Annotated in this window: 24 protein-coding genes, 1 tRNA gene and 1 riboswitch; of the genes, 12 read left to right on the top strand and 13 right to left on the bottom strand. The window is 32.9% G+C overall.

All coding sequences use genetic code 11. The features are described from left to right. Position 1: 1 nt before the first annotated feature. The 8 genes from thiC to rplM form a co-directional block, all read right to left on the bottom strand. Entirely contained in the window at positions 2-1,825 is a 1,824-nt protein-coding gene (gene thiC, locus AB3G33_RS01980) for a phosphomethylpyrimidine synthase ThiC (protein WP_367772228.1), read from the bottom strand. 339 nt (positions 1,826-2,164) lie between these two features. Next, entirely contained in the window at positions 2,165-2,371 is a 207-nt protein-coding gene (gene thiS / locus AB3G33_RS01975; RefSeq protein ID WP_367772226.1) for a sulfur carrier protein ThiS, read from the bottom strand. 64 nt (positions 2,372-2,435) lie between these two features. Beyond that, positions 2,436-2,532, bottom strand: a riboswitch (TPP riboswitch). A gap of 113 nt (positions 2,533-2,645) precedes the next feature. After that, positions 2,646-3,206, bottom strand: a complete 561-nt coding sequence (locus AB3G33_RS01970; RefSeq protein WP_367772224.1) for a DNA-3-methyladenine glycosylase I — start codon at positions 3,204-3,206, stop codon at positions 2,646-2,648. Between the two features lies 1 nt (position 3,207). Beyond that, positions 3,208-3,864: a queuosine precursor transporter gene (locus AB3G33_RS01965; protein WP_367772222.1), complete on the bottom strand. Its 657-nt coding sequence runs from the start codon at positions 3,862-3,864 to the stop codon at positions 3,208-3,210. Between the two features lie 170 nt (positions 3,865-4,034). After that, a complete protein-coding gene (gene tsf / locus AB3G33_RS01960) occupies positions 4,035-4,859 on the bottom strand; it encodes a translation elongation factor Ts (RefSeq protein WP_367755452.1) in 825 nt (274 codons plus the stop codon). A gap of 139 nt (positions 4,860-4,998) precedes the next feature. After that, positions 4,999-5,805, bottom strand: a complete 807-nt coding sequence (rpsB, locus tag AB3G33_RS01955; protein ID WP_367772220.1) for a 30S ribosomal protein S2 — start codon at positions 5,803-5,805, stop codon at positions 4,999-5,001. A gap of 171 nt (positions 5,806-5,976) precedes the next feature. Next, a complete protein-coding gene (rpsI, locus tag AB3G33_RS01950) occupies positions 5,977-6,363 on the bottom strand; it encodes a 30S ribosomal protein S9 (protein ID WP_091083100.1) in 387 nt (128 codons plus the stop codon). After that, the gene (rplM, locus tag AB3G33_RS01945) at positions 6,363-6,818 is read right to left on the bottom strand and encodes a 50S ribosomal protein L13 (RefSeq protein ID WP_367755447.1); all 456 of its coding nucleotides are present in this window, start codon (positions 6,816-6,818) and stop codon (positions 6,363-6,365) included. The genes rpsI and rplM overlap by 1 nt, the downstream gene beginning before the upstream one ends. A 352-nt stretch (positions 6,819-7,170) precedes the next feature. Here rplM and AB3G33_RS01940 point away from each other — a divergent pair, with 352 nt between their 5' ends. Further along, positions 7,171-8,196, top strand: coding sequence for a LacI family DNA-binding transcriptional regulator (locus AB3G33_RS01940; protein ID WP_367772218.1), 1,026 nt, complete (start codon positions 7,171-7,173; stop codon positions 8,194-8,196). Positions 8,197-8,271: 75 nt separating this feature from the next. On the opposite strand, the gene polA is transcribed toward AB3G33_RS01940, so the two are convergent. After that, on the bottom strand, positions 8,272-11,112 hold the full coding sequence (polA, locus tag AB3G33_RS01935) for a DNA polymerase I (protein ID WP_367772216.1): 2,841 nt from the start codon (positions 11,110-11,112) through the stop codon (positions 8,272-8,274). 386 nt (positions 11,113-11,498) lie between these two features. On the opposite strand from polA, the gene AB3G33_RS01930 reads away from it, so the two are divergent. The 3 genes from AB3G33_RS01930 (at position 11,499) to AB3G33_RS01920 (ending at position 14,727) form a co-directional block, all read left to right on the top strand. Beyond that, positions 11,499-12,944 (top strand): hypothetical protein, encoded by a 1,446-nt coding sequence (locus tag AB3G33_RS01930; protein ID WP_367772215.1) that lies wholly within the window; start codon positions 11,499-11,501, stop codon positions 12,942-12,944. Positions 12,945-13,124: 180 nt separating this feature from the next. Further along, complete coding sequence (locus tag AB3G33_RS01925; protein WP_367772214.1) at positions 13,125-14,357, top strand: metallophosphoesterase; 1,233 nt, start codon at positions 13,125-13,127, stop codon at positions 14,355-14,357. Between the two features lie 73 nt (positions 14,358-14,430). After that, a complete protein-coding gene (locus AB3G33_RS01920; RefSeq protein WP_367755436.1) occupies positions 14,431-14,727 on the top strand; it encodes a thioredoxin family protein in 297 nt (98 codons plus the stop codon). Between the two features lie 12 nt (positions 14,728-14,739). Here AB3G33_RS01920 and AB3G33_RS01915 read toward each other — a convergent pair whose 3' ends face one another. Both AB3G33_RS01915 and AB3G33_RS01910 read right to left on the bottom strand, forming a co-directional pair. Then, on the bottom strand, positions 14,740-15,378 hold the full coding sequence (locus AB3G33_RS01915; RefSeq protein WP_367772213.1) for a polysaccharide deacetylase family protein: 639 nt from the start codon (positions 15,376-15,378) through the stop codon (positions 14,740-14,742). 80 nt (positions 15,379-15,458) lie between these two features. Next, positions 15,459-18,770, bottom strand: a complete 3,312-nt coding sequence (locus AB3G33_RS01910; RefSeq protein WP_367772212.1) for a DUF2723 domain-containing protein — start codon at positions 18,768-18,770, stop codon at positions 15,459-15,461. Between the two features lie 238 nt (positions 18,771-19,008). On the opposite strand from AB3G33_RS01910, the gene AB3G33_RS01905 reads away from it, so the two are divergent. The 5 genes from AB3G33_RS01905 (at position 19,009) to AB3G33_RS01885 (ending at position 20,581) form a co-directional block, all read left to right on the top strand. Further along, positions 19,009-19,079: transfer RNA gene (locus AB3G33_RS01905), tRNA-Gln, on the top strand. 240 nt (positions 19,080-19,319) lie between these two features. Further along, positions 19,320-19,505: a hypothetical protein gene (locus AB3G33_RS01900; RefSeq protein WP_367772211.1), complete on the top strand. Its 186-nt coding sequence runs from the start codon at positions 19,320-19,322 to the stop codon at positions 19,503-19,505. 209 nt (positions 19,506-19,714) lie between these two features. After that, entirely contained in the window at positions 19,715-20,227 is a 513-nt protein-coding gene (locus tag AB3G33_RS01895; protein ID WP_367772209.1) for a hypothetical protein, read from the top strand. A 2-nt stretch (positions 20,228-20,229) separates the two neighbouring features. Further along, positions 20,230-20,442, top strand: coding sequence for a hypothetical protein (locus AB3G33_RS01890; protein ID WP_367772208.1), 213 nt, complete (start codon positions 20,230-20,232; stop codon positions 20,440-20,442). Next, positions 20,420-20,581: a hypothetical protein gene (locus tag AB3G33_RS01885; protein ID WP_367772207.1), complete on the top strand. Its 162-nt coding sequence runs from the start codon at positions 20,420-20,422 to the stop codon at positions 20,579-20,581. The genes AB3G33_RS01890 and AB3G33_RS01885 overlap by 23 nt, the downstream gene beginning before the upstream one ends. Positions 20,582-20,889: 308 nt before the next feature. On the opposite strand, the gene AB3G33_RS01880 is transcribed toward AB3G33_RS01885, so the two are convergent. Beyond that, positions 20,890-21,486 (bottom strand): recombinase family protein, encoded by a 597-nt coding sequence (locus tag AB3G33_RS01880; RefSeq protein ID WP_367772206.1) that lies wholly within the window; start codon positions 21,484-21,486, stop codon positions 20,890-20,892. 277 nt (positions 21,487-21,763) lie between these two features. On the opposite strand from AB3G33_RS01880, the gene AB3G33_RS01875 reads away from it, so the two are divergent. From AB3G33_RS01875 to AB3G33_RS01865, 3 genes are read left to right on the top strand one after another with little or no spacing between them, the layout of a single operon-like run. Continuing rightward, complete coding sequence (locus AB3G33_RS01875; protein ID WP_367772205.1) at positions 21,764-22,402, top strand: hypothetical protein; 639 nt, start codon at positions 21,764-21,766, stop codon at positions 22,400-22,402. Positions 22,403-22,412: 10 nt separating this feature from the next. Then, positions 22,413-22,985 carry a hypothetical protein gene (locus AB3G33_RS01870; protein WP_367772204.1) on the top strand — a complete coding sequence of 191 codons (573 nt, stop codon included), beginning with the start codon at positions 22,413-22,415 and terminating at the stop codon, positions 22,983-22,985. Between the two features lie 25 nt (positions 22,986-23,010). Further along, positions 23,011-23,481 (top strand): hypothetical protein, encoded by a 471-nt coding sequence (locus AB3G33_RS01865; protein WP_367772203.1) that lies wholly within the window; start codon positions 23,011-23,013, stop codon positions 23,479-23,481. Between the two features lie 12 nt (positions 23,482-23,493). Here the strand turns inward: AB3G33_RS01865 and AB3G33_RS01860 are convergent, their stop codons facing one another. Beyond that, positions 23,494-24,888, bottom strand: coding sequence for a phage integrase SAM-like domain-containing protein (locus AB3G33_RS01860; protein WP_367772202.1), 1,395 nt, complete (start codon positions 24,886-24,888; stop codon positions 23,494-23,496). Between the last annotated feature and the right edge of the window lie 74 nt (positions 24,889-24,962).

The raw sequence follows: 24,962 nt of genomic DNA, 5'->3' as shown, positions 1-24,962 counted from the left end.
TTTAAATATAAATTTCTTTCCCTTGCTCAATAAATTCTTCTGATTTTTCTTTCATTCCTTTTTCGGCTTCGGCAACATCACGGATTTCTTGTGAAATTTTCATGGAGCAGAATTTTGGGCCACACATCGAACAAAAATGTGCTATTTTAGCTCCTTCAGCAGGTAAAGTTTCATCATGAAATTCTCTTGCTGTGTCTGGATCTAATGATAAATTAAACTGGTCTTCCCAACGGAATTCAAAACGTGCTTTGCTTAAAGCATTGTCACGGTATTGTGATCCTGGATGCCCTTTGGCTAAGTCTGCTGCATGTGCAGAAATCTTATAAGTGATAACGCCATCTTTCACATCTTTTTTATTGGGTAGTCCAAGGTGTTCTTTTGGGGTAACATAACACAACATAGCACAACCATACCAACCAATCATTGCCGCGCCAATGGCTGAAGTAATGTGGTCGTAACCAGGTGCAATATCTGTAGTTAAGGGACCTAAGGTGTAAAATGGAGCTTCGTCACAATGTTCTAGTTGTTTGTCCATGTTTTCTTTAATCATGTGCATAGGAACATGACCAGGGCCTTCAATAAAAACTTGTACATCGTGCTTCCAAGCTACTTTTGTTAGCTCACCTAAAGTTTCTAATTCGGCAAATTGTGCTGCATCATTCGCATCTGCAATTGAACCCGGACGTAAACCATCTCCTAATGAAAAAGCAACATCATATTGTTTCATGATTTCGCAAATGTCTTCGAAATGGGTGTATAAAAAGTTTTCTTTATGGTGGAACAAACACCATTTTGCCATAATCGAACCACCTCGAGAAACGATTCCTGTAACACGCTCCGCTGTTAAGTGAATGTAGCGTAATAATACTCCGGCATGAATCGTAAAATAAGAAACTCCTTGTTCTGCTTGTTCGATTAAGGTATCACGAAAAACTTCCCATGTTAAGTCCTCGGCAATTCCGTTTACTTTTTCCAATGCTTGGTAAATTGGCACCGTACCAATTGGTACTGGAGAGTTACGGATAATCCATTCTCTGGTTTCATGAATATTTTTACCCGTTGATAAATCCATAATTGTGTCAGCTCCCCAGCGGCAAGCCCAAACTGCTTTTTCTACTTCTTCTTCGATAGTTGAAGTAACTGCGCTATTACCAATGTTGGCATTAATTTTCACTAAGAAGTTACGGCCTACAATCATAGGTTCACTTTCTGGATGGTTGATGTTGTTTGGAATAATGGCACGACCTCTGGCTACTTCAGAACGAACAAACTCTGGTGTGATTTTAGATTTTGGCGTGTTGGCACCAAAACTTTGACCACCATGTTGGCACTGCATTGCTTTAGTTTGGTCATTTATTTGTTCAATTCTTTGGTTTTCTCTAATGGCAATGTATTCCATTTCGGGAGTGATGATTCCTTGTTTTGCATAATACAATTGGGATACATTAGCCCCTTTTTTGGCACGCATGGGTTTGTGCAAATATTCAAAACGCAAGTCGTTAAGTTTTTCGTCACGTAGTCGTTGTTTTCCGTATTCTGATGTGATTTCTGTAAGTTCTTCTACATCATTACGATCTAGAATCCATTGTTCGCGGATGCGAGGCAAACCTTTTCGAATGTCGATGTCGATATTTGGATCGGTGAATGGTCCCGAAGTATCGTAAACGGTAACGGGAGGATTTTTTTCAATTCGTCCATTTGACATTTTAGTGTCCGCCAATGCGATTTCTCGCATGGCTACTTTTATAGGATGAATTGTTCCGTCCACATATATTTTGGTGGAATTTGGGAAAGGAGTTCTTGATATTTTTTCTTCGTTTGTCATTTTTTTAGGTCTTAAAGTTATAAAGTCGAAAGTCTTAAAGTCTGTTTTAATTGTGTGTAATGGCACGCGGATGAGACTGATTTGCTAAAGCAGAAACGCGGATTGAAGCGGATTTTTCAGTTTGTAGTAGTTTGTTGATTTTCTTTTGGTTCTTTTATCTTGATTCTTTCCTCTGTTAAAATGCACTCTTTTCTGCTAGGGATAGCAGTGAAAAGCCCGTAAAGTGGAATCGATGTAAAACAAGGATTAGTGAAGCGACTGAAAGAAGCTTTAACTAAGACTATGTTTTATAAGATTGCAGTGCGGACTTGAAACGGATAGCCCGCCCGAGCAGCCAAATTAGCCTCCTTGGGTCGCAGAAATGATTAGAATAATGTCGGTTTCTTGTATAGAATGGGAATTCCAGGTGGATTTTGGAATAACCGTATTGTTGATGGCTATGGCAATTCCGTTTTGTTTTTCGGGAATTTCCAAGTCCAGAAGTGCTTGAACAGTTAGGCTGTCTGCGGCAAATTGTTTTGTTTGGTTGTTGATTTTAAGCTCCATTCCTTTTTAAATTTAGTATAGTTATACTTTAGGAATGGCTACAAGGGCGCATAAAAATACGCGACGAAGTCATCTTACTTTTCCCTACGCTAGTATGAACTAGATCAGGTTCAGAGGGTAATTCTCAGCCTACAATATTGTAGACACCCCTAAAGTGTGCAGCAAATGTAATGGTTTTTTTACTTAAAGGTTTTAAGTTTTAAGTTTAAAGTTGAGGTTGTTTGTGGTTTTTTGTGATATTATAAATAGGTAAGTCTACGATTGAAAGTGAAAATTAGTTGCGTTTCCAGCAATCTTGAACATGATCGTTAACCATTCCAGTGGCTTGCATGTTGGCGTAGATTACAGTGGAGCCGACAAATTTAAAGCCTCTTTTTTTTAAATCTTTGCTAATAACGTCGGACAATGGAGTAGTAGCTGGAACCTCTTTTAGGGTTTTGGGGTTATTGACAATCGGTTTTCCATCAGTAAATCCCCAAATATATTTTGAAAAAGTTCCAAATTCTTCTTGAATCTTGATAAAAGCTTGTGCATTAGAAACAGCCGATCGAACTTTTAATTTGTTGCGAATAATTCCACTGTCTAATAGTAATTCTTGAATTTTATCTTCAGAATAGTTGGCTATTTTTTTATAATCGAATGTGTCAAAAGCTTTTCTGAAATTCTCTCTTTTGTTGAGTATAGTTATCCAACTTAATCCAGCTTGAAAGGTTTCAAGAATTAAAAATTCGAATAGCGTAGCGTCATCATAAACAGGAGTTCCCCATTCTTGATCGTGGTATTCTTTATATAAATCGCTTGATAAGCACCAGCCGCATCTTGTTTTTTCTTCCATTTTATTCTTCAGTTTCTTCAGATAAGTATTTTTTAATAATATGATGCCCTAAATATATTAACGGAGTGAGTAATATAGCAATGGTTAATTTAAAAACATAACCCGTTAATGCAGATGAGATAAAAGTATCGAAATTTATTTTTCCAGGCAACCAAAATGCAATTCCTAAAACAATGAAGGAGTCAAATAATTGTGAGATTACAGTGGAACCAGTAGTACGAAGCCATATTTTTTGTTCTCCAGTGCGCTTCTTGAAAAACCAAAAGATGCTAACATCTATTAGTTGAGAAACCATAAATGCAATTATGCTTCCTACAATAATCCACATACTTTGCCCAAAAACGGCATAAAATTGATTGTCATTTACAGGACTGATGCCTACAGCTGCTGGAACATTTATGGCAAAAAACAATATGACAAAAGCATATGCTATTAAGCAAGCCGTTATTAAGGACAGTTTTTTTACGCCTGTTTCTCCAAAATATTCATTAATTAAATCAGTTGTTAGGAATACAACTGGCCAAGGCAAGATTCCTATACTCATTACAAAAGGGCCAATTTGGATTAATTTACCGCCTATTAATTCTGCTACAACAGCATTAGTGATGAAGATTCCTGCAAGGATGATAAAGACAAATTCTTTTTTTGTTTTGAGCATAAAACTAATTTAAAACTCAAATTTAATATTTTATTTTGAGTTTTAAGTTTTAATCATTGATTTAGAATATGTCTGATTTTTTTTGAAATAATAGTTTAAGTAGCATTAAATAAAAAAGAGCGATTTGAATAAACAAATCGCTCTTTTTCTATTTTGGAAGTAAATTAGGATTAACCTAAAGCCGCTCTTTTAAATCCTGTAACGATAAGATCTTTATCTAAAGATTTTACGTAGTTAGCAACACTTAATTTATTGTCTTTGATGTAATCTTGGTTTACTAAAGTATTGTCTTTAAAGAAACGAGCCAATTTACCTTTAGCGATATTGTCTAACATTGCTTCTGGTTTTCCTTCTTGACGAAGTAAATCTTTAGCAATTTCAATTTCTTTTTCGATAGTTGCAGCATCAACACCTTCTTCGTTTAACGCGATAGGAGCCATTGCAGCAGCTTGCATAGCAATATTTCTAGCTACCTCTTCACCACCTTCTAATTTTGCAGAAAGAGCTACTAAAGTTGCGATTTTGTTTCCAGAGTGGATGTAAGATCCGATAAAAGCACCTTCTAATTTTTCGAAAGTTCTGATTTCTAATTTTTCACCAATAACTCCAGTTTGCTCAATTAATTTATCAGCAATAGTAATTCCGTTGAAATCTGAAGCTAAAAATGCTTCTTTTGAATCAAAATTTAATGCTAAAGTAGCCATTTCAGTAGCCATTTTCACAAAACTTTCATTCATACCTACGAAGTCAGTCTCACAGTTTAAAGTGATCACTACACCAGCAGTTTTGTCAGCATTTACAACAGCAATTGCAGCGCCTTCAGTAGATTCTCTATCTGAACGGTTAGCCGCTACTTTTTGTCCTTTTTTACGAAGGTTTTCGATCGCTAAATCAAAATCTCCTTCTGCTTCAACTAATGCTTTTTTGCAGTCCATCATTCCTGCACCGGTTATTGTTCTTAATTTATTTACGTCTGCAGCTGTAATTGTTGCCATGTTGTATTATTTTTTAAGGTTAAAAGTAAAAATTCCAATTCTTAAATCCCAAATTCCAATTTTATTAAATTATCAACTTATTGTTTCTAATTTTTTTATGGAATTTGGAATTTAAAATTTGGAATTTAAAATTTGTTTTTTATTCTTCAGTTGCTGGTGCAGCTGTTTCAGCAGCTGGAGCTACTACTTCTTCAGTTGTAGCAGTTGCTACAGCAGCAGGAGCAGCTTTTTCAGTTGCGTCAGCTTCTTTGTCAGACCCTCTATCAGAAAGTCCTTCAGTGATTGCAGCTGTAACTAAAGATAAAATTTTATCGATTGATTTAGAAGCATCATCATTTGATGGAATTACAAACTCTACTTCACGAGGATCAGAGTTAGTATCAACCATTGCAAAAACTGGAATGTTTAATTTTTGAGCTTCTTTTATTGCGATGTGTTCAGCTTTGATGTCTACTACAAATAATGCAGCTGGTAATCTTGACATATCAGAAATTGAACCTAAATTTTTCTCTAATTTAGCACGAAGACGATCAACTTGTAAACGCTCTTTCTTTGAAAGTGTCATGAAAGTACCATCTTTCTTCATTTTATCAATAGTAGCCATTTTTTTAACAGCTTTACGGATAGTTACGAAGTTAGTTAGCATTCCACCAGGCCATCTTTCAGTGATGTAAGGCATGTTTGCAGCTTTTGCTTTTTCAGCAACGATGTCTTTTGCTTGTTTTTTGGTAGCAACAAATAATATTTTTCTACCTGATGCAGCGATTTTTTTCAAAGCTTCATTAGCCTCTTCAATTTTTGCTGCAGTTTTATATAGATTGATAATGTGTATACCATTACGTTCCATATAAATGTACGGAGCCATGTTTGGATCCCATTTTCTAGTCATGTGTCCGAAGTGAACACCTGCTTCTAGTAATTCTTTTACTTCTACTTTGTTTGACATTTTTTGTACTAGTTTACGTTCTGTTGATTAGCAATGTATGAATGGCGATTTCTCGGCTAAATACATTTAGATGCTAAACTAATTCCTACCTCGGTAGGCAACAACAACATTGTTTTAAATTCAATAATAAATTCAATAAGTCTTGAATAAATGTATTCAAGACAGGCAATATTAACGTTTCGAGAATTGAAATTTCTTACGAGCTTTCTTTTGACCGAATTTCTTACGCTCAACCATTCTTGGATCTCTTGTTAATAAACCTTCTGGTTTCAAGATTAATCTGTTTTCAGCATTTACTTCACACATAACGCGTGCTAATGCCATTCTTACAGCTTCTGCTTGACCAGTTGAACCACCTCCATAAACATTTACTTTTACGTCAAAGTTAGTTGCATTTTCTGTCATAGACATAGGTTGCATTACTTTGTACTGTAAAGTAGCTGTTGGGAAGTAAGTTGCGAATTCTTTTTTGTTTACAGTGATTACTCCTGTTCCTTCCGAAACATAAACACGTGCAACAGCGGTTTTTCTTCTACCGATTTTGTGAATAACTCCCATTACTTAAGATCGTTTAGGTTAACTGTTCTCGGTTTTTGTGCACCTTGTTTGTGCTCTGAACCAACAACAACATTTAAATTTCTGAAAAGTTCAGCACCAATTTTGTTTTTTGGTAACATTCCTTTTACTGCTTTTTCTACTAATAATGCAGGGTTTTTCGATTGCAATACTTTAGCAGTTAAAGTTCTTTGTCCTCCTGGGTAACCTGTGTGACGCATGTAAATCTTTTCGTCCATTTTGTTACCTGTAAGGTTAATTTTTTCTGAGTTGATAACAATTACGTTATCTCCACAGTCAACGTGCGGTGTGTAACTTGGCTTGTACTTACCTCTTAAAATCATAGCGACTTTTGAAGCAAGACGACCTAAGTTATGACCTTCAGCATCTACAACGATCCACTCTTTTGTAACGGTGGCTTTGCTTGCTGATTGTGTCTTGTAGCTTAATGCGTCCATAATAATTTTTTAATTAAACATTCCATCCCCATTAAAGGGGATGCAAAAGTACAATTAATTATTTTAAATACAAATACCTTAAAAGAATAATTTTCACTTGTTTTTACACTGATAATCAATTGTATATTTAGGGTGTCGTTGTATTTTTATCTTTTGGATTTTTACTTAATACATCTATTCTATTTTTGTATTACTTTTGTTATCAATAATAAAATTTTTATATTGCATTCTTACCAGCTATTTTTATAGAATAATACTGTCTTTTTTTATAGCATGTAAATTGCTATTATATTTAAAGTTAGAGACTATTCAAGATACTATTATTACTAATTTAGTCAACAAATACATAATTATGAAAGTTAAAGCAACTCTTAAACAAATTGCAAAAGAACTTAACGTTTCTGTTTCTACAGTTTCAAAAGCCCTTAATGATAGTCCTGAGATTAGTGATCAAACAAAAATTAAGATAAAAGAATACGCTAAACTTAAAAATTATAAACCCAATGTTATTGGTTTAAATCTAAAAAACAGAAAAACAAAAACAATTGGTGTTATTATACCCAATATTTTAAATTCTTTTTTCGCAAAAGTTTTTAGTGGTATTGAAAAAGTTGCGGATGAAAAAGGATATAATGTGATTACTTGTATTTCTAATGAGTCGATTGAAAAGGAAATAAATACATTAGAAATGCTTAGTAATGGAACTATTGATGGCTTCATTTTATCAGTATCTGAAGAAGCACAGAAGCTTCAGGATTATTCTCATTTCTCAGCAATAATAAATGACGGAACTCCTATAGTAATGTTTGATAGAATAGCGGATGAAATTGAATGTGATAAAGTCGTGGTTGATGATTTTAATTCAGCTTTAAATTCTACACAAAGATTAATTGATTTAGGCTGTAAAAACATAGCATTGTTTTCATCAGTAGATAAACTTAGTGTTGGTAAATTGCGTACAGATGGTTATTTACAAGCGTTGAAAAATAATGGTGTTGCAGTAAATGAAACTATTATTTTAAGAACAAACTCAGAAGATGATTTAAGTGCCGCTGTTTTAAATATTCCTTCAAATGAGCCTATAGATGCAATTTTTGCTTTGGAAGAAACGGATACGGTTGCTGCATTAAAGTATGGACTAAAACATGGTTTTAAAATACCTGAAGAATTATCAATTATTGGTTTTGCAGATGGAATATTAGCTTCGAGAAGGCTAACTCCAAGTGTTACAACTGTAAGCCAACATGCGCCTGAAATTGGAGAAAAAGCAGCTTTGTTGTTAATTGATCGTTTAGAAGCTAAAGAAGAAAATTTACCTTTTAAAACGGTGGTTATTAAAACAATTTTGAAAGAAAGAGAGTCTACAAGAAACGGATAATTAGAATTTTTAATATTAAAAAAAACCACTCCTATTTATATAAGAGTGGTTTTTTTGTGCTTTTTTTAATTGAAATTAATGTGCTTCCAGCCAATCTTTACCCATTCCAAGATCTACAATTAATGGAACATCAAGTTTGAAAGCGTTCTCCATTTCGTGTTTGATCATCGGTTGGATTTTTTCTAATTCCGAGTTATGTACATCAAACACAAGTTCATCATGAACTTGAAGGAGCATTTTACTTTTCCAGTTTTCTGTTTTTAATTTTTCATGGATATTAATCATGGCAATTTTGATAATGTCGGCAGCGCTTCCTTGAATTGGTGCGTTTACTGCATTACGTTCTGCGCCACCACGAACTATTGCATTCTGCGAGTTGATGTCTTTTAAATAGCGACGCCTTCCTAGAACGGTTTGTACGTATCCGTTTTCACGTGCAAATTCAATTTGCTCGTGAATATATGATTTGAGTCTTGGATATGTTTTGTAATACGCTTCAATTAAAGTAGCGCTTTCAGAACGGGAAAGTGAAGTTTGATTGCTTAATCCAAATGCTGAAACCCCATATATAATTCCAAAATTGACCGTCTTAGCATGGCTACGTTGTTCTCTTGTTACTTCTTCTAACGGGACATCAAAAACTTTAGAAGCAGTAGATTTATGAATATCTTCATTATTTTGAAACGCTTTGATCATATTCTCTTCGCCGCTCAAAGCAGCAATAACACGAAGTTCAATTTGAGAATAATCCGCAGATACTAAAGTGTAATTTTCATCTCTGGCTACAAATGCTTTTCGTATTTGTCTTCCTCGTTCTGTACGAATAGGAATGTTTTGTAAATTGGGATTATTAGAGCTCAATCGGCCTGTGGCTGCTACCGTTTGCATATAATCAGTATGAACACGCAATGTAATTGGGTCAACTTGATTTGGCAAGGCATCGACATAAGTGTTTTTTAGTTTAATTAATTGTCTCCAATCAAGTATATCTTTTACGATTTGATTTTCGTTGGCCAAGTAGCTCAATACTTCTTCACCTGTAGCATATTGACCTGTTTTTGTCTTTTTTTGCTTGGCTCCGCCTATTTTTAATTTGTCAAATAAGATATCTCCAAGTTGTTTTGGTGAAGCTAAATTAAAATGTTCTCCGGCAATTTCGTAAATAGTAGCTTCTAGTTTTTTAATATCATTATCTAGATCATGTGATAATGATTTTAAGAAATCGGTATCTAAACGAATCCCTTCTTTTTCCATATCGGCTAGTACTTTTACCAAAGGAATTTCAATCTCTTCAAAAAGTTTTTTTGTCTCGGTTTTTTCTAATTCAACAGCAAATTGTTCTTTCAATTGAAAAGTCACATCCGCATCTTCAGCGGCGTACTCTTTGATTTCTTCTAAATCAACATCGCGCATCGATTTTTGGTTTTTTCCTTTTTTTCCAATTAATGTCTCAATCGATTTTGGAGAGTACTTCAAATAGGTTTCGGCCAAGATGTCCATATTATGACGCATATCAGGATTGATCAAATAGTGAGCAATCATCGTATCAAATAATTTTCCTTCCACTGAAACGCCATAGTTGGATAGAATCTTTAGGTCGTATTTTAAATTTTGACCAATTTTTTCTATAGATTCATTTTCGAAAAAAGGAATGAATTTCTCAATCAAAATTTTTGCTTCTTCTTGATTTTCTGAAAAAGGAACATAAAAACCTTTTCCTTTTTCATATGAAAATGAAACACCAACTAGTTCTGCATGTAATGCATCTAAGCCAGTAGTTTCAGTGTCAAAACATACGGAAGTCTGTTTTAGTAAATTTTGTAATAGTAATTTACATCCTAAATCACCTTGAATAATTTGATAGGAATGTTCTGTATTTTCTAAAGTGTTATAATATTGGTGATGTGTTTCTTCTGAGGTTTCATTAGCTATTGTGCTTCCAAAAAGGTCAAATTGGTCTTCGTTTTTTGGTTGCGGTTTTTTGTATAACTTGGCTTCGTCAGCTGGATTGCTTGTAGCTATTGTGTCTCCTTTTTTGAATATGGCGTCAAATTGTTCTGCCATTCGGCGAAATTCTAATTCATTGAATAATGCATCTGTTTTTTCGACATCAGGAGTTGATAGTTCGTAATCAGTTTCGTTAAATACGACAGGGCAATCGAGTAATATGGTGGCTAAAGTTTTAGATAAAAGTCCTTTTTCTTTATTGGCTTCAATATTCTCTTTCATTTTTCCTTTTAGCTTATCAGTGTTTGCTAAAAGGTTTTCCATTGTTCCGTACTCTTTCAAGAATTTTTTGGCTGTTACTTCGCCTACCCCTGGTAGTCCAGGAATATTGTCAGCTGCGTCACCCATCATCCCTAGGAAGTCGATTACTTGATCTGGTCTTTCTATTTCAAATTTTGCAAGAACTTCAGGAATTCCCCAAATTTCTATTCCGTTCCCCATTCGAGCGGGCTTGTACATGAAAATGTTTTCAGAAACCAATTGAGCAAAATCCTTATCTGGAGTAACCATGAAAACTTTGTAGTTTTCTTTTTCAGCTTGTTTTGCTATGGTTCCAATTAAGTCATCGGCTTCAAAGCCTTTTACTTCAATTATTGGAATGTGCATGGCGCGCAATAGATCTTGGATATAAGGCACGGCTATTTTAATAGCTTCGGGAGTGGCGTCACGATGTGCTTTGTATTCTGGATAAATCTCATTTCGTAATTGACTTCCACCATTGTCAAAGGCCACGGCCAAATGATCTGGTTTTTCTCTTTTTATTACATCCATCAAGGAATTCATGAACCCCATAATTGCTGATGTATCCATTCCTTTAGAATTTATTCTAGGGTTTTTTATAAAAGCATAATAACCTCTAAATATTAAGGCGTATGCATCGAGAAGGAAAAGACGTTTTTGTTGTGACATGATTGAAATTTTATAAAGATTTCAAAAGTACAAAACTTAAAAGATATTGAAGTGCTAGAATTTGTTATTTATAATTGTCGTTTCGATTATTTAATTTGAAAGAATTTTATTTATTTAGGAGCTTGTTTTTTTGTAAAAAAAAGAGTTTTAAATTTAATTTGGCTTTTAAAAATTGTAATACATAGCTTATAAAATATTTTATTTAAGGGGTTTTAGTTAAAAATAGCAACTCTTTATCGGATTAATTAGCTTTTAATCGGTTTTATTTGTATATTTAAAAATAAGTACAACTAAATACTTAGGTAGATTGTTTAATTCTTAATTCGAATATCATGCATAAAATTACATTTTTCAAAAACTTTTCAGCTTATCTTTTTTTATTTTTCATGATATCAAATTTGAGTGTTTTTTCACAAGTAGGGATAGGGACTACTACGCCTGACGCAAGTGCTGTCCTTGATGTGTCTTCTACAACGCAAGGATTATTAACTCCTCGTATGACTACCATGCAAAAAATGGCGATAACTAGTCCAGCTAATGGTTTAATGGTTTATGATACCACGCTTAAAGCGTTTAATTATTATGATAGTTCTACTATTTCTTGGGTAAGTATTGGTGCTTCAGCTAGTGATGGAAGGTCAAAATTCAAGCGAATTAAATCTACAGATGTTTTAGCAATTGTTTTAGCTGCTGAAAAAATTGCAGGTGGAGGTACAAAGTATCTATTAGACTCTCAAACTCTATATGAGATTAATGGGACTGTTGTTGTTGATTTACCAATTGAGTTAAATAATGCCTATGTAGTGGGGCTGGATTCTAGCGATGATAAATTAGTGAAGTCTTCAGGAGATTTATTTACAGGAATAACAGGAGGGTCAATAAGGGTTTTGACATTAGTTGCTTCTTCTGGTAATGTTTTTAATATTACAGGTACAGGATCAATAGGGGCAGGAACCCAAACTCAAAATTTAATTGTAAGAGATGCTATTATTGCAAGCTCCTCTAATGTTGGTAAAATTGAAAATTTTTCTTTGGTTTTTGTTAGTATTATTCAATTTGCAGGAAATACAACTGGGATTGTTTATAAGGACATTAATAAATTACTGATTAACAATGCTGGTTGGTTTGGAAATAATAGTGGTACTTATGAAACATTACAAGGGACTTTTGGACTAGTGGCAAAAATAGGAGGGTTTACTGAAGTTGTAGGTAGTAGTGTTGGATTGAGTGTTGTCTCTAATCCAATGATTACAAACGATGCTGTTTTAAGAGAAGTAGTTTTTACGGGAGTAGTTACTTCTGGTAAGTACATAAATGGATATACGGTTGGTAGTTATTCTGGATTTAATTTTGATAATAAATGGGCGGTAAACTGTCCTGGAATTCCTGTTGAAAGTGATATGGCTTCAACTGGAGATGTTAATTTTGATTATCCAGTTGGTTCAGGAGCATCAACTTCTTTTTCGGGAAGTACTAAAACCAAATTATTAGGAACGACTACATCCAATAATTTATTTCGATTTTCAACTGATGTAACTAATAATAGGTTGAAATATTTAGGCAGTAAAAAACGGTACTTTAGAGTAAACGGTTCGCTTTCATTTCAATCCTCAGCGAATACAACTACCTATATTGTATATATTGCAAAAAATGGTACTGTTGTTAATCAATCTAAAGTGTATGTCAATTCAACAACAACAAACGATATTCTGGCAATTCCTATTGGAACTACACTTGAATTGAGTCCAAATGATTTTATTGAAGTTTTTGCTGAAAGATATTCTGGAAGTGGGAGTATGCTAACAGTTTCTTTAAATTTGTCGGTTAATTAAAAGCAACTGTGAAGGAAATGAAAATTAATATAATTTTAAGTCAGCAAGTTTTTTTGCTGACTTTTTTGTTTCTAAATACATGACAGGTTGAAAAAAAAATGGTCTCTTTTTGTTAAATATTGATTAATATAAGCACATAGTCTTTTCTTAATTTGTTATTTTGTCAAAAAATATATAATAATGGTTTTTCGTATACTGTTACTAGGTTTGATTCTTCTTATTATAGAGATTTATGCATTCCAAGCATTTAGAACATTAGTTAAGTTAAAATGGATTTTAATTTCATATCAAGTAATAAGTGTTTTAGTCTTGTTGTTTATCCTCTATTCTTTTACCAAGTTTGATAGTTCGGTTGGGCAAACAAAACAGACAATGTTTACTATGGGGTTGCTCCTAATAGTATATGTTCCGAAATTAATAGTTACATTCTTGCTTCTTGGTGAAGATGTTTTTCGAATTGGTGCTGGTTCTGTGAACTATTTTTTAGAAAACAATAACGATACTTTTTTGGGTTCAAGAAGAAAATTTGTTAGCCAGATAGGGTTAGGATTGGCGGCAATTCCATTTATGTCATTGATTTATGGTATTACAATAGGGAAGTATAATTATAAAGTAATAAAGCAACGTATTTTCTTTCCGGACTTACCAGATGCTTTTGATGGTTTTACTATTACTCAAATATCAGATGTTCACAGCGGAAGCTTTGATAATCCTGAGAAAATTAATTATGCAATTGATCTAGTTAATGAGCAAAATTCAGATATGATTCTTTTTACAGGAGATATTGTGAATACTGATGCTAAAGAAATGCATCCGTGGTTAGAGACCTTCAACCGAATTAAAAAGCATGAATATGGTAAATATTCGGTGCTAGGGAATCATGATTATGGAGAATATGTGACTTGGCCTTCAGAGAAAGATAAAGCAGATAATTTTCAAGCTATAAAAGAGTTGTACGGAAAAATTGGTTTTACACTAATGTTGAATGAGCATACTTATATTGAAAAGGGAAATGATAAAATTGCTCTAATCGGGGTTGAGAATTGGGGACATAATTTTAAAAAAGCAGGTGATATAAACAAAGCTTCTCAGGATGTTGCTCAAGATGATTTTAAGATTTTAATGAGTCATGATCCGAGTCATTGGGATTATGAAATTAAAAATCATGTAAAAAACTTTCATCTTACATTGTCAGGACATACACATGGAATGCAATTTGGAATAGAAATCCCAGGTTATTTTAAATGGAGTTTGGCACAATATGTTTATGCACAATGGGCAGGTTTATACGAAAATTTAGGTAGATATGTCTATGTGAATAGAGGGTTTGGGTTTCATGCTTACCCTGGAAGAGTGGGAATTATGCCCGAAATCACAGTCATTGAACTAAAAAAAGGCAAGAATGTGGCATAATTCGTTAAAAATGCTACATTTGTAAATTATATCTATTTTTTTTAATAGATTTAAAAATTAAATTTTTGGTTTTATGTCAAAATTTGGAGAACTTATAAGCGCACAAGTACCTGTGTTAATCGATTTTTACACAGATTGGAATGAATCATCCGTTTCGATGCATCCAGTTATTAGAGATGTTGCAGCAGCTCTTGGTGACAAAGCAAAAGTCATCAAGATTGATGTGGATAAAAATCAAGAATTAGCAGATGCTTTAAGAATTAAAGGGCTTCCTACCTTAATGATTTATAAAGAGGGACAAATGATCTGGAGACAATCTGGTGAATTGGATGCGAATACTATCATTAGTATTGTTCAGGAACAACTTTAGTTTTACTTTCTATTATTCTAAAACTTCGCAGGATAATTTATTTTCAGCTATATAATCTAAAACTTTAGGCAATGTATATTTGAGGTTATCAAATGCCTTTATGCTATCGTGAAAGACTATTATACTTCCTGATTTCATATTGGAGATCACATTTTCTAAACATTTTTCCTTAGTTATTGCTTGGTCGAAATCAGCACTAAGTACATCCCACATAATAATTTTATATCCCTGTGCTTTTAATATTTTAGCTTGATTGGATTTTATTTTGCCGTAAGGAGGACGAAATAAAGTTATTTTTCCCTTTTTAAAGTTAGAAATTGAATCTGCACAAAGGGAAACGTTATGTATATATGTTTCTGTAGTTGTTTTCCATCCTTTTAAGTGGTCGAAAGTGTGATTTCCTATTGCGTGACCTTCATTTATTATTTGATTAAAAATGGCTGGATTTGTTTCGATGTTCTTCCCAATACAAAAAAAAGTAGCTTTGACGGAATGTTTTTTCAATTCTGCTAACACCCATTTGGTAATTTCTGGTGTGGGACCGTCATCAAAAGTAAGATATATTTTATTTTCAGTATTGGGTAAATCCCAAATGTATTTTGAAAATAATTTCTTTATTATTGAGTGTGTTTTTATCCAATAAAAGCTCATTTGTTTTTTTATAAAATTAAAAAAAATGCAGCAAAGTCAGAAAATTTTGCTGCATTTTTTAGATTAAAAATGATTTAAAGTTATTCTTTTTTACGTCCAAAACGTTCAAACATCGTAATGTAGGTATTGAATACAACTTTGTTTTGGTTGTAAAACGCACTGTCGCCACTTTCAATCATTACTTGTAGCAGTCCTCTGTAGCGCTCAATATCTGTAATGATGTCAATAGCGATACTTGTTTGTTCTGATGGAGCTAGTTTTGAATAATAATTTAAGTTTTCTCTGTATTTTGTAATTAGCTTCCCTAAAAGTTCTTGTGCTTTTGCTTTTTCTCCAACTTGATAATATCCTCTTGTAAAAGGCTCTAGAAGGGAATAATAGCCAAATTTTTCTAATGGCATTTTTTTCATTGCCAAATCAATTACTTTTTTGGCTTTGTCCATTTTTCCTTCCACAATTAATTGGTTCATTAGTCGAGCAAGATTTGTTCTATAGGTTATGCTTTCTCTTCTGGTTTCTGGGTCATGATAGATTTTATCGCTATCACTATTTCCCCAATCCCATTTCATAATATTGGTATACATCTTATCAGAATCAATTTGCCCCATATCTAGTGGGCTTCCATCTTTAGGAATAGCGGTTTTTATTGGGACTAGTTTATAAACCATTCCGTCCAATTGAAGGTAGTTTTTCATCCATAAATAATCTTCATCATCAAAAGCTCCTGGGCTGAAGAAAATAGGTCTTTTCCAGTTGTTATTGGCTACAATGTCCAACATCATTAATCTGTTTTTATACAATGCATTTCCTTTGATGTCTAAATCAATGTAGGGAACAATAGAGTCATTGTATTTTGTAGCAACCACTTTGTTTTTTATGATGCTATTTTTGTCTACAGGAATTCTGATTTTATTAGTTGGGTAAAAATGAATTCTTTGTCCATTTTGCATATCAACTGTTGATTTTGGGTTTTTTATAAAATTTATAAAATCCTTTATTTCCCATCTGCTTTCTGTTTTTGGAATATGAACTACATAATCCAGTTTGTCTCCTACATATTGGTCGTGTGTAAATGAAATAGGCAATGGATTTGATTCGTAAGTTTTTGTTTTCATTTGATCGATATACCAATCAGTCATGAAAAGGCTTGTATTCACAATTTTCACGTCGGTTCTTACTTTTTCTATTTCTTGGGCATACCAAAGTGGGAAGGTGTCGTTGTCTCCTATAGTGAATAATATGGCGTTGGGGTCGCAAGAGTTAAGGTACGCTTTTGCCATTGCAGTTGCAGTATATTTGCCAGAGCGATCATGATCATCCCAGTTTTGAGAAGCCATAAGTACGGGAGCGGCCAATAAAGAAGCAGCAATGATAACTGGTCCAGCTATTTTTGAAGCTAAGTATTTTTGCAAACTTTCGTAAAGAGCATATACTCCAAAACCAATCCATATGGCAAAGACATAAAAGGAACCTACGAGGGCATAATCTCGCTCACGAGGTTCAAAGGGTCTTTCGTTTAAGTAGATTTTCAATGCTAAACCCGTAAAAAGGAATAGGGCTAGCAAGACATAAAAACTTTTTAAATCTTTATTGGCATGATACATTAAACCTATAAGTCCAAGAATGAATGGAAGAAAGTAATATACGTTACGTCCTTTGTTGTTTAAAACATCCGAAGGTAAATTATCTTGAGAGCCAACATGTAAATTATCTATAAAATTGATTCCACTTATCCAGTTACCATCTTGATTGTCATATCTTCCTTGTACATCACTTTGACGTCCAACAAAATTCCACATTAGATATCTCCAGTACATATAGCCAAATTGGTATTCGACCATAAAACTTAAGTTGTCAATTGTTGTTGGTTTTTCAATTATTAGATAATCGCCGTAACTTTTTAGAAACTTAACGTATCCGTCATTGTCAATTTGCTTTTGTGCGTAGGCGTGTCTAAATTCCGTAACTGTTTTTGCTACTTCATTTTTCAACTGAGCGATTGCTTTATTGTAATCTTCTTCAGATAATTTACTAGCGTCAATTCCGTATTGCGCTAAATCATTTTCATAAGGATAAGCTGGATTTATTTTGAACTCAGGAGGATTGGTGAAGTTCATATAATTTGAAATATGATCAGCGCTCCACATTCTTGGCAAAATAGTTTTTTGATTATCATCGCTATTTTGCTCTGCATTTTTAAAGTTATTTACAATAACGTACTTGCCTGTTTTGTAGTCTCTCTCGTAATTTGGAGCTTTGTCAAGGTAAGGGTTGTTTTTGTCTAATCCGGCAAATGTTTCTGTGTATTGCGGTCCGTAGAATAATGGATTAACACCATATTGTTCTCTGTTGTAATAAGCCAGTACTTCGGCAGCATCAGAAGGTTTATTTTCGTTAATAACGGTATTGGCATTTGCTCTAATAGGTAGCATCATCCATGTTGAAAATCCAATAAAAATAAATAAAACACACAATAATAAGGTGTTATATTGAACCATTTCTTTTTTGCGAGTGTAATTTAATCCAAAATAAAAGAAAGCTATTAATGCTAGAGTAACAAATATACTTCCAGAGTTAAAAGGCATTCCTAAGTTGTTAACCATGAATATTTCTGTTTTACCAAAGAAAGCCATTGTTAACGGAAGTAATAGTTTGAAAATGAACAATAGGATAGAGATTACAACAACATTGGCTATGAGGAAGTTTTTGATTGTAACCGTTTTGTAATGTTTGAAATAATATAAAAAACCTATAGCAGGAATGGTCAATAATGCCATGAAGTGAACACCAAATGAAAGACCAATTACAAGCGAAATTATGAGTAACCATTTATTTCCTCTTGGAGAATCCATGTCTTGTTCCCAGCGTAACCCAAGCCAAAAAAGTAAAGAAATAAGCAGTGAAGCCATAGCGTATACTTCCGCTTCAACGGCATTGAACCAAAAACTATCTGAATAAGTGTAAGCTAAAGCGCCAACAAATGAACTTCCTAAAACTACAATCGCATTGCTTTTAGTAAGAGTTGAGTCTTGATTGTTATCATTCGTATTGTCAGTAACTCTTAAAACTAATTTTTTTAAAATCATGGATGATGACCAAAAAAGGAATAAGATCGTAAATGCACTTGAGAATACGGATGTCATGTTAACCATCAATGCGATGTGCTGATTGTCTGAGGCAAACATGGCGAAAAATGCGCCAATCATCTGAAATAAGGGTGCTCCAGGTGGATGACCTACCTCGAGTTTAGCGGCAGTTGCTATATATTCTCCACAATCCCAGAAACTCATTGTGGGCTCCACTGTAAGCGTGTATGTTATTAGTGCGATTCCAAATGTAATCCATCCTATTATCGTATTCCATTTATTGAAATTGAATGTCGCCTTATTCATGTATTAAAATTTAGTTATATTTTAAGTTACAAAGAAAATGTTTTTTTATTTAAGGATGTAGGCATTAACAAAATTTTCTGGGAAACTATTTACATTTGGTAACGTATTGGTTTTTAGTATTTTTCAAGGTTTTGCTTAATTTTATTGGTTTCTGACGTAAATTTTTTTGATAAAAACTCTAAAAAAGTTTGCGCAAACTAAATTTTATTATAAATTTGCACTCGCTTAACAGCAATGATGGTCTATGGTGTAATGGTAACACAACTGTTTTTGGTGCAGTCGTTCAAGGTTCGAGTCCTTGTAGACCAACTGGTAAATTAAGAAAACCCTGTAAACTTAACGTTTACGGGGTTTCTTTTTTTAATACGTAGTAAATCACGTAGTAATTATCTTTTTAGCTATTTTTTAAAAAACATTGCATCTATAGGAAGTTAGTAGTAACTTTGTATATCTTCGAAAATGAGCTGTTAGGTGTCGATAGCGTAAAATTATTTTCTTAGTGGAGGCATAGACCTATTACGGAACACCAAGACAACACTTCAATTAAAAGTGCAAAAAGAAATTCTCAATTCAAGAGATGTTATGCAAATGTTAGGCATTTGCGAAAATACATTACTTGATATGGAGCGAGATGAAAGAATAGTTATTGATTTTAGAATTGGTAACAGAAAACGTTATTACCAAAAAAACGTTTTAGCATCTCTGAAAAAGCTCGAAGTTAAAAAAACAAAGTAAATTTTTAGAAAAACAACAATCAGTAACTTATTGGTTGTGTTTTTCTGTGGTCTAAATTAATTACGAACTAGTTGTTCGTGATTATTTTAACAATATTTATGTCCGAAGGAACTTTTCCAACTTTCCGACATATTTATTATAAAATAACATATCCAAAGGGAATTAAAGCCATTCCCTAATAGATATGATGCGTTTAATCATTAATAGAAATGCAAAAAAATGAATATTTAACAGTAAAAGACATTAGTATCAAATACGACATGGGTGCTAGAAATGTTAGAAAAATAATTAGCAAACTAATTGAGAGTTGTAGCGAAGCTACACTTTACAAAAATAAAAATGGAGAATGGCAAGTACATCATTTGCTAGTTCCAAAGTTTAAACCTCAACGAATAAGAAAGAATAAGTACTATGCGTTAAGCATCGACCCATGTACTGATTATTCGGTAGCTGACATTGATATAGTGATGAGGTTTGCCTATCAGCAAATGGGGAATGAAATACTAGAAATTAATTATGTGGTGGAGCAGAAGAAAAGCAACAAACGTAATCACTTACATTGTTTCGTTAAATGCTCAGACAAGAAAAAACTACTCGATTGCTTTAAACTTGGATTTAGTAGAATCAGTTATCACGAAAGCGTGATTTTTGACCTAAATGGTTGGAAGGACTACATAATGAAAGATGGTAGTCAGATAATAACATTAAAAAAGATAAATTAATTATGATAGAAATAAACGACTTTAGATACAATCCTACTCTTCGTAGGTTATTGGTAAATTATTGCATTAGAACGTATGAAATGGATGCAATTTTAGATGATTGGCATTTAATACAGGAATACAATCTTTTGAAAAAAAATAACGAACTCCATTTTCTTTTTGAAGAGGAGTATTTGATAAATTACCTAAAAGATGGAAGCGATAACAACGGATGACAAAATCAGATTAAAACAAATGCAAATTCAGATTGAGAACGAACCTCAGCGAAAACAAGAATTACAAAAGCAGTTACAGAAGTTGCAACTCGAAAAAGAGATTGAAGGAATTCGAAAAAGAATAGAACAATTGGGATGATACCCCCGCCCCCACACTAAATGTAAAATGTTTTAGTCTCGTTACCTCTAAGCTTTTTGAGGGTATGCTTTCTTGAAATATGGGGTCTTCTGATACGTAAGCGAGGTATCGTAAAAATATTTTTTTTAGATTTTTAGGAACATATTTGTTCCTTTTGGTACGCAGATGCTCCTGTATATGTTCTGTGGTCTATTTGTAGAAACATCGTTTTAAAGCTTAAAAAGGAGTGTTCCATCGAAGGGATGCGTGAAGTGTTTCGTAAAAAATGAAAGGGTTGTGCAATGCACGACCCTTTTTGTTTTAAATACTTATGCTGTAATAATTTTTTGAATCTTTTGCGCTGTTCCTAAGCTACAACCGCCTATTTTTGAAGCTCTTCTAAGGGATTCGCCATTTTTTAATTCACGGACAACTGACTTGTATTTGGTAAGAATTTCTTCGTTGGTCATTTTTGTTCCATAAAGGCGACCTGTATATGTTCCTTTAGCTTTGGCAAGCTCGATTCCTTGACGTTGACGTTCTAACATGTTGTTACGCTCCATTTCGGCAACGTTCCCCAAAACACTTACAATCATTTTAAAGCTTGGATTCGGCTTGTTGTCGATTAGTGAAAACATTCCGATATTCTCTACAAATAGTTTTATTGATTTTTGGTTGAAAAATTCTACCATGGTTAAAATATCGATGATGTTTCTACCAAGACGGTCGATTGATGCAATGTGAATTTCGGTAACGATTCCAGTTTCGATGTCTGCTAAAAGTTTCTTAGCTTCTTTTCTTTCGATGAATTGGATTGCTCCCGATATTTTATCGATGTAGATTTTTGAGAATTCTTTGGCGTTTACTTCTTGTCGACCTGTGTTTTGCTCTTCGGTTGAAACTCGGATGTATTTTACTTTTGACATTTGGCACATAATTGATTACAGGACAAATATAGTGTATATTTTTAGACTGGCAAAATTATACACTTAAAAACCAGGCTTTTAACTAAAAAAGGTGTGCCATTTTGAAGCATGGTCTAAAAATGAACAAAAAAAGCACAATGATTTGTAATGGTTTTTCTATATATTTGATTGCGAATAAAAACAACCCTTGAAATTACTTCTATTTTAGAGTAATTATCAGAAAGTTAATTCAGCTTAAAAAATTAATAACAGTCTATAACGAAATTACAAAACTATTATGAATTGGTTTTTTAAGATATTCAAATTAAATACAGCAACAACTAATTTACCAGTCTCAAATAATTTACCAGTCTCAAAAAACATTAATTATTCAAGCTTTGAAAAGTATAAAAAAGGCGAAAAGCTTTACCAAGAAAAAAAATATAAAGAAGCTTTAGAATGTTATGACAAGGCTCTTTCTTATGGTTATAATAGCAGTTATGGCGAAATATTTAAATCTAGAGCTTTTTGTCTACAAAAATTTGATTTTCATTATGATGCAATTTTAGATTTTGATAAGGCTATTGAACTATTGAAGACTGATTGTCATTTATATTATACTCGGGCTATATCAAAATGTGCGGTTTTGGATTATTTAGGACAATATGAAGATTTAACAAAAGCATATGAATTAGCACAAGAAGACAATGAACAAAATAAGGATTATGATAAAAAAGCATTAGGAATGGGGTATTCAAATGGAGTTAGAGGTGTTATGTGGTCAGCTTTAAGCTTTGCGAAATGGGAATTTGAAAATGAAGTAGAAAAACTAGAAAAAATTAAGAATTGCGAAACGGAAGAAAATACAGCCTATTGGCAAAGAATATATGATGTGGATAGAGAACGAAAATTATTAAAAAGAGTAAAGACAAGATAATAATAAAAATATGTTTTTAAAAAATTTATTTAAAAAAGACGAGTTGTTTTTGAAAGCTCAAATTAAAATCTCTGATACTTCTAGTTTTGAAGTTTTACAAAAATCAATTGTAATTCAAGATGATGAATTGATTTTATTAGGTTTGTTGATTTTTGCAAGAATATTACGAATCGAACCTTTGAATTCTGAAAAAGAGACGATGATTTTGATATTTAAGGAATTTTATAGTAATTATGAAATTGCATCAGATAAAGATGATTGTATTAACAAAAATGTTGATGTTTTTAATATATTAAATAATGGACATGATTATGTCACTATTAAAGAGTTTAAAACTACAATAAAGCTTTTGAGAAATGATGAGGGAGAATTTTACTTAAATGTGGGAACCATTTTTGTAGAACCTTTGTCGAAATTGGTCTATACGACATTTGTGTTTATAGTTAAAAATATTAAAAAAGAAAACCATTCTTCTTTAATAAAAGGATTTTATAGATTGGCGAGAGTATATGAAATGGGGGACTTTAGTGCTATTGATGCGTACATAGTTCCAAATGTAGTAATAGATGAAATAAGACAGTAGAAAGCAAATAAAAAGCAGTTTAATTATGAATACAATTTTGACAATAATTCTATTAATACTTTTTTGGGTTATCCTTACGCCTTTAGTGATATTCTTGGTTCCGCTTTCTGGAGTAGTTGGAGAAATGATTGGCGGGGAGCCTGTTAAAAGAACGAAGCAAAGGTTTTATTTAGGGGTTTTTGTTGCTACAATGGGGCAATGTTATTTTTATTTGTCGTACGTTGCTTTTGTAGTAAGCTGGACAGAATCTAGGATTAATAGCGAAGGGTATGTGAAATACTTAATATGGTTTATTGCTTTTTTATCGTGTGTAATTCCGATTTGGGTGGGTGCGACAAGGTTTAATATACATCATAAAAGTAAAAATAGTGGTCTAGCAAACATACTTGTAGAAGCGTCGATGTTGACGGGTCTATTTGCTTTTGTTGCTTTTTTTATTTTTAATAATGATTTGATGATTGGTTATTGGGGCTGGGTTCCTTATGTTGGAAAATAGTGAATTGGAATTTTAGTACTTAAATAATGAGGATTCTTTTGAATTCAGTTGGTTTAGGAATTTAACTGCTTTGTCATTAAGTGTGGATTTGTCATAACCATCTAAAACCGATGCGTTTTTTATTTTTGGATGTGTAATAGGTTCAATGGTGTCGTTCTGTACACCAAGTTGTTTAATATTTGTTATAAAGGTTCTACGGCAGTCGTGAGGTGTAAATAAGGTATGTTGTTCCTCTTTCTCGATTTTGATTTCATTAACCAAATAATATTTTGTCTTCGTTGTAACCGTGTCTTTAAATTTAAGATGTTTCAAGAACTTCTTTATTACTTTTCTAATGTTTGGTTCAGATGTGAATTTTGGAAATTTATTGCCATTAGCTTCCAATAGATTTTTAACAGGTTTCAATATTGGTATTGTTACGATTAGCTCTTGTGTGTTTTCGTTTGATTTTCTTATTTTAGTTGTAAAACAATTATACTTTTTGGATTTGTGAATTATAGTTTCAGGTTTTACCTCGTGTAAATGTATCATGTCTCCAATTCTTAATCCTGTGAAAGAGCAAAGAATAATGTAGTTTCTAGCGTGTTCGAATTCTTTCGAGTGACTTGTGTCGGTATTGATAATTGTGGTTAACTGTTCTTGGTTTAGATAGGTTTCGTAAGATGGAGGACTTGATGGAATTTTTAAACTTTTTTTGGAATAAGCAATTTGTATTTCAATTTCATCTTCTTTTGCACAATTGAAAATTGCACGAAGTGACCTAAATTCTTTATTAATGGTGGTTTGGGTGTAATACTCCCCATTGTCTGCTTTTTGATACTCATTAATGGTTTTGAAGTAATCCCAATAAAGTTCCTCGGTGATTTCGCCAAAAGTCAGATTGATATTTTTATCAGTTTCATATTTTCTCAATCGATTCGCTATTGCTTGATATTGGTTTCCTGTAGTTTCTTTCCAATATTCACTTGAAGTATTTGTTAGCTTGGTTCGATATGAAACCAGTTTTTCCGTATAATCAGCTATGTTAGTTTCGTTTTCTCTTTTTTCTCTTCTACCAAGTTTCTCAAAAACTAATTGTTTTAATTCTTCGATGTTTGGGTCTTTGTCAAATGTGTTTCTGAAAAAAGAAAGTTGTTCGTATGATATTCGTTCAATTTTATCCAATACGTTATTTAAGTCTTTCCCATATTTTCTAACAAAGGTTGGGTTTGCTCTGTATGTAGGTTTGTCAATCCAATATTCTTTTTTGATTCGCCATTGAGTTGAAATTCTAAAAGGAACATATCTGAAATTATTCAACTTTGAGACATATTCTCGATGACCGTATGATAGATTAAAGAAAATTAATTGTTCTTCCGACTTAGCTTTTCGAGCTTCTAAATTGAAATAATGAGTTGGTTGCTTCATAGCTATTATTTAGTAACGTAGTAATTGACGTAGTAAAAGTATGCTATTTAATACGGTTTTACAAAACTTTTTGA

Source organism: Flavobacterium sp. WC2421 (assembly GCF_040822115.1).
Taxonomy (GTDB): domain Bacteria; phylum Bacteroidota; class Bacteroidia; order Flavobacteriales; family Flavobacteriaceae; genus Flavobacterium.
This window is presented reverse-complemented; position numbering and strand designations above follow the sequence as displayed.

What these genes read in the sequence shown, in the direction of transcription:
- thiC (WP_367772228.1), bottom strand. Translation starts at nt 1,825, where the DNA reads ATGACAAACGAAGAAAAAATATCAAGAACTCCTTTCCCAAATTCCACC.
- polA (WP_367772216.1), bottom strand. Translation starts at nt 11,112, where the DNA reads ATGTCACAACAAAAACGTCTTTTCCTTCTCGATGCATACGCCTTAATA.
- AB3G33_RS01920 (WP_367755436.1), top strand. Translation starts at nt 14,431, where the DNA reads ATGTCAAAATTTGGAGAACTTATAAGCGCACAAGTACCTGTGTTAATC.
- AB3G33_RS01965 (WP_367772222.1), bottom strand. Translation starts at nt 3,864, where the DNA reads ATGCTCAAAACAAAAAAAGAATTTGTCTTTATCATCCTTGCAGGAATC.
- AB3G33_RS01865 (WP_367772203.1), top strand. Translation starts at nt 23,011, where the DNA reads ATGAATACAATTTTGACAATAATTCTATTAATACTTTTTTGGGTTATC.
- rpsI (WP_091083100.1), bottom strand. Translation starts at nt 6,363, where the DNA reads ATGGGAGTTATTCACAAAATCGGTAGAAGAAAAACCGCTGTTGCACGT.
- AB3G33_RS01970 (WP_367772224.1), bottom strand. Translation starts at nt 3,206, where the DNA reads ATGGAAGAAAAAACAAGATGCGGCTGGTGCTTATCAAGCGATTTATAT.
- AB3G33_RS01890 (WP_367772208.1), top strand. Translation starts at nt 20,230, where the DNA reads ATGATAGAAATAAACGACTTTAGATACAATCCTACTCTTCGTAGGTTA.
- tsf (WP_367755452.1), bottom strand. Translation starts at nt 4,859, where the DNA reads ATGGCAACAATTACAGCTGCAGACGTAAATAAATTAAGAACAATAACC.
- AB3G33_RS01875 (WP_367772205.1), top strand. Translation starts at nt 21,764, where the DNA reads ATGAATTGGTTTTTTAAGATATTCAAATTAAATACAGCAACAACTAAT.
- AB3G33_RS01925 (WP_367772214.1), top strand. Translation starts at nt 13,125, where the DNA reads ATGGTTTTTCGTATACTGTTACTAGGTTTGATTCTTCTTATTATAGAG.
- AB3G33_RS01860 (WP_367772202.1), bottom strand. Translation starts at nt 24,888, where the DNA reads ATGAAGCAACCAACTCATTATTTCAATTTAGAAGCTCGAAAAGCTAAG.
- rplM (WP_367755447.1), bottom strand. Translation starts at nt 6,818, where the DNA reads ATGGACGCATTAAGCTACAAGACACAATCAGCAAGCAAAGCCACCGTT.
- AB3G33_RS01880 (WP_367772206.1), bottom strand. Translation starts at nt 21,486, where the DNA reads ATGTCAAAAGTAAAATACATCCGAGTTTCAACCGAAGAGCAAAACACA.
- rpsB (WP_367772220.1), bottom strand. Translation starts at nt 5,805, where the DNA reads ATGTCAAACAAAGTAGAAGTAAAAGAATTACTAGAAGCAGGTGTTCAC.
- AB3G33_RS01915 (WP_367772213.1), bottom strand. Translation starts at nt 15,378, where the DNA reads ATGAGCTTTTATTGGATAAAAACACACTCAATAATAAAGAAATTATTT.
- AB3G33_RS01940 (WP_367772218.1), top strand. Translation starts at nt 7,171, where the DNA reads ATGAAAGTTAAAGCAACTCTTAAACAAATTGCAAAAGAACTTAACGTT.
- AB3G33_RS01885 (WP_367772207.1), top strand. Translation starts at nt 20,420, where the DNA reads ATGGAAGCGATAACAACGGATGACAAAATCAGATTAAAACAAATGCAA.
- AB3G33_RS01895 (WP_367772209.1), top strand. Translation starts at nt 19,715, where the DNA reads ATGCAAAAAAATGAATATTTAACAGTAAAAGACATTAGTATCAAATAC.
- thiS (WP_367772226.1), bottom strand. Translation starts at nt 2,371, where the DNA reads ATGGAGCTTAAAATCAACAACCAAACAAAACAATTTGCCGCAGACAGC.
- AB3G33_RS01910 (WP_367772212.1), bottom strand. Translation starts at nt 18,770, where the DNA reads ATGAATAAGGCGACATTCAATTTCAATAAATGGAATACGATAATAGGA.
- AB3G33_RS01930 (WP_367772215.1), top strand. Translation starts at nt 11,499, where the DNA reads ATGATATCAAATTTGAGTGTTTTTTCACAAGTAGGGATAGGGACTACT.
- AB3G33_RS01870 (WP_367772204.1), top strand. Translation starts at nt 22,413, where the DNA reads ATGTTTTTAAAAAATTTATTTAAAAAAGACGAGTTGTTTTTGAAAGCT.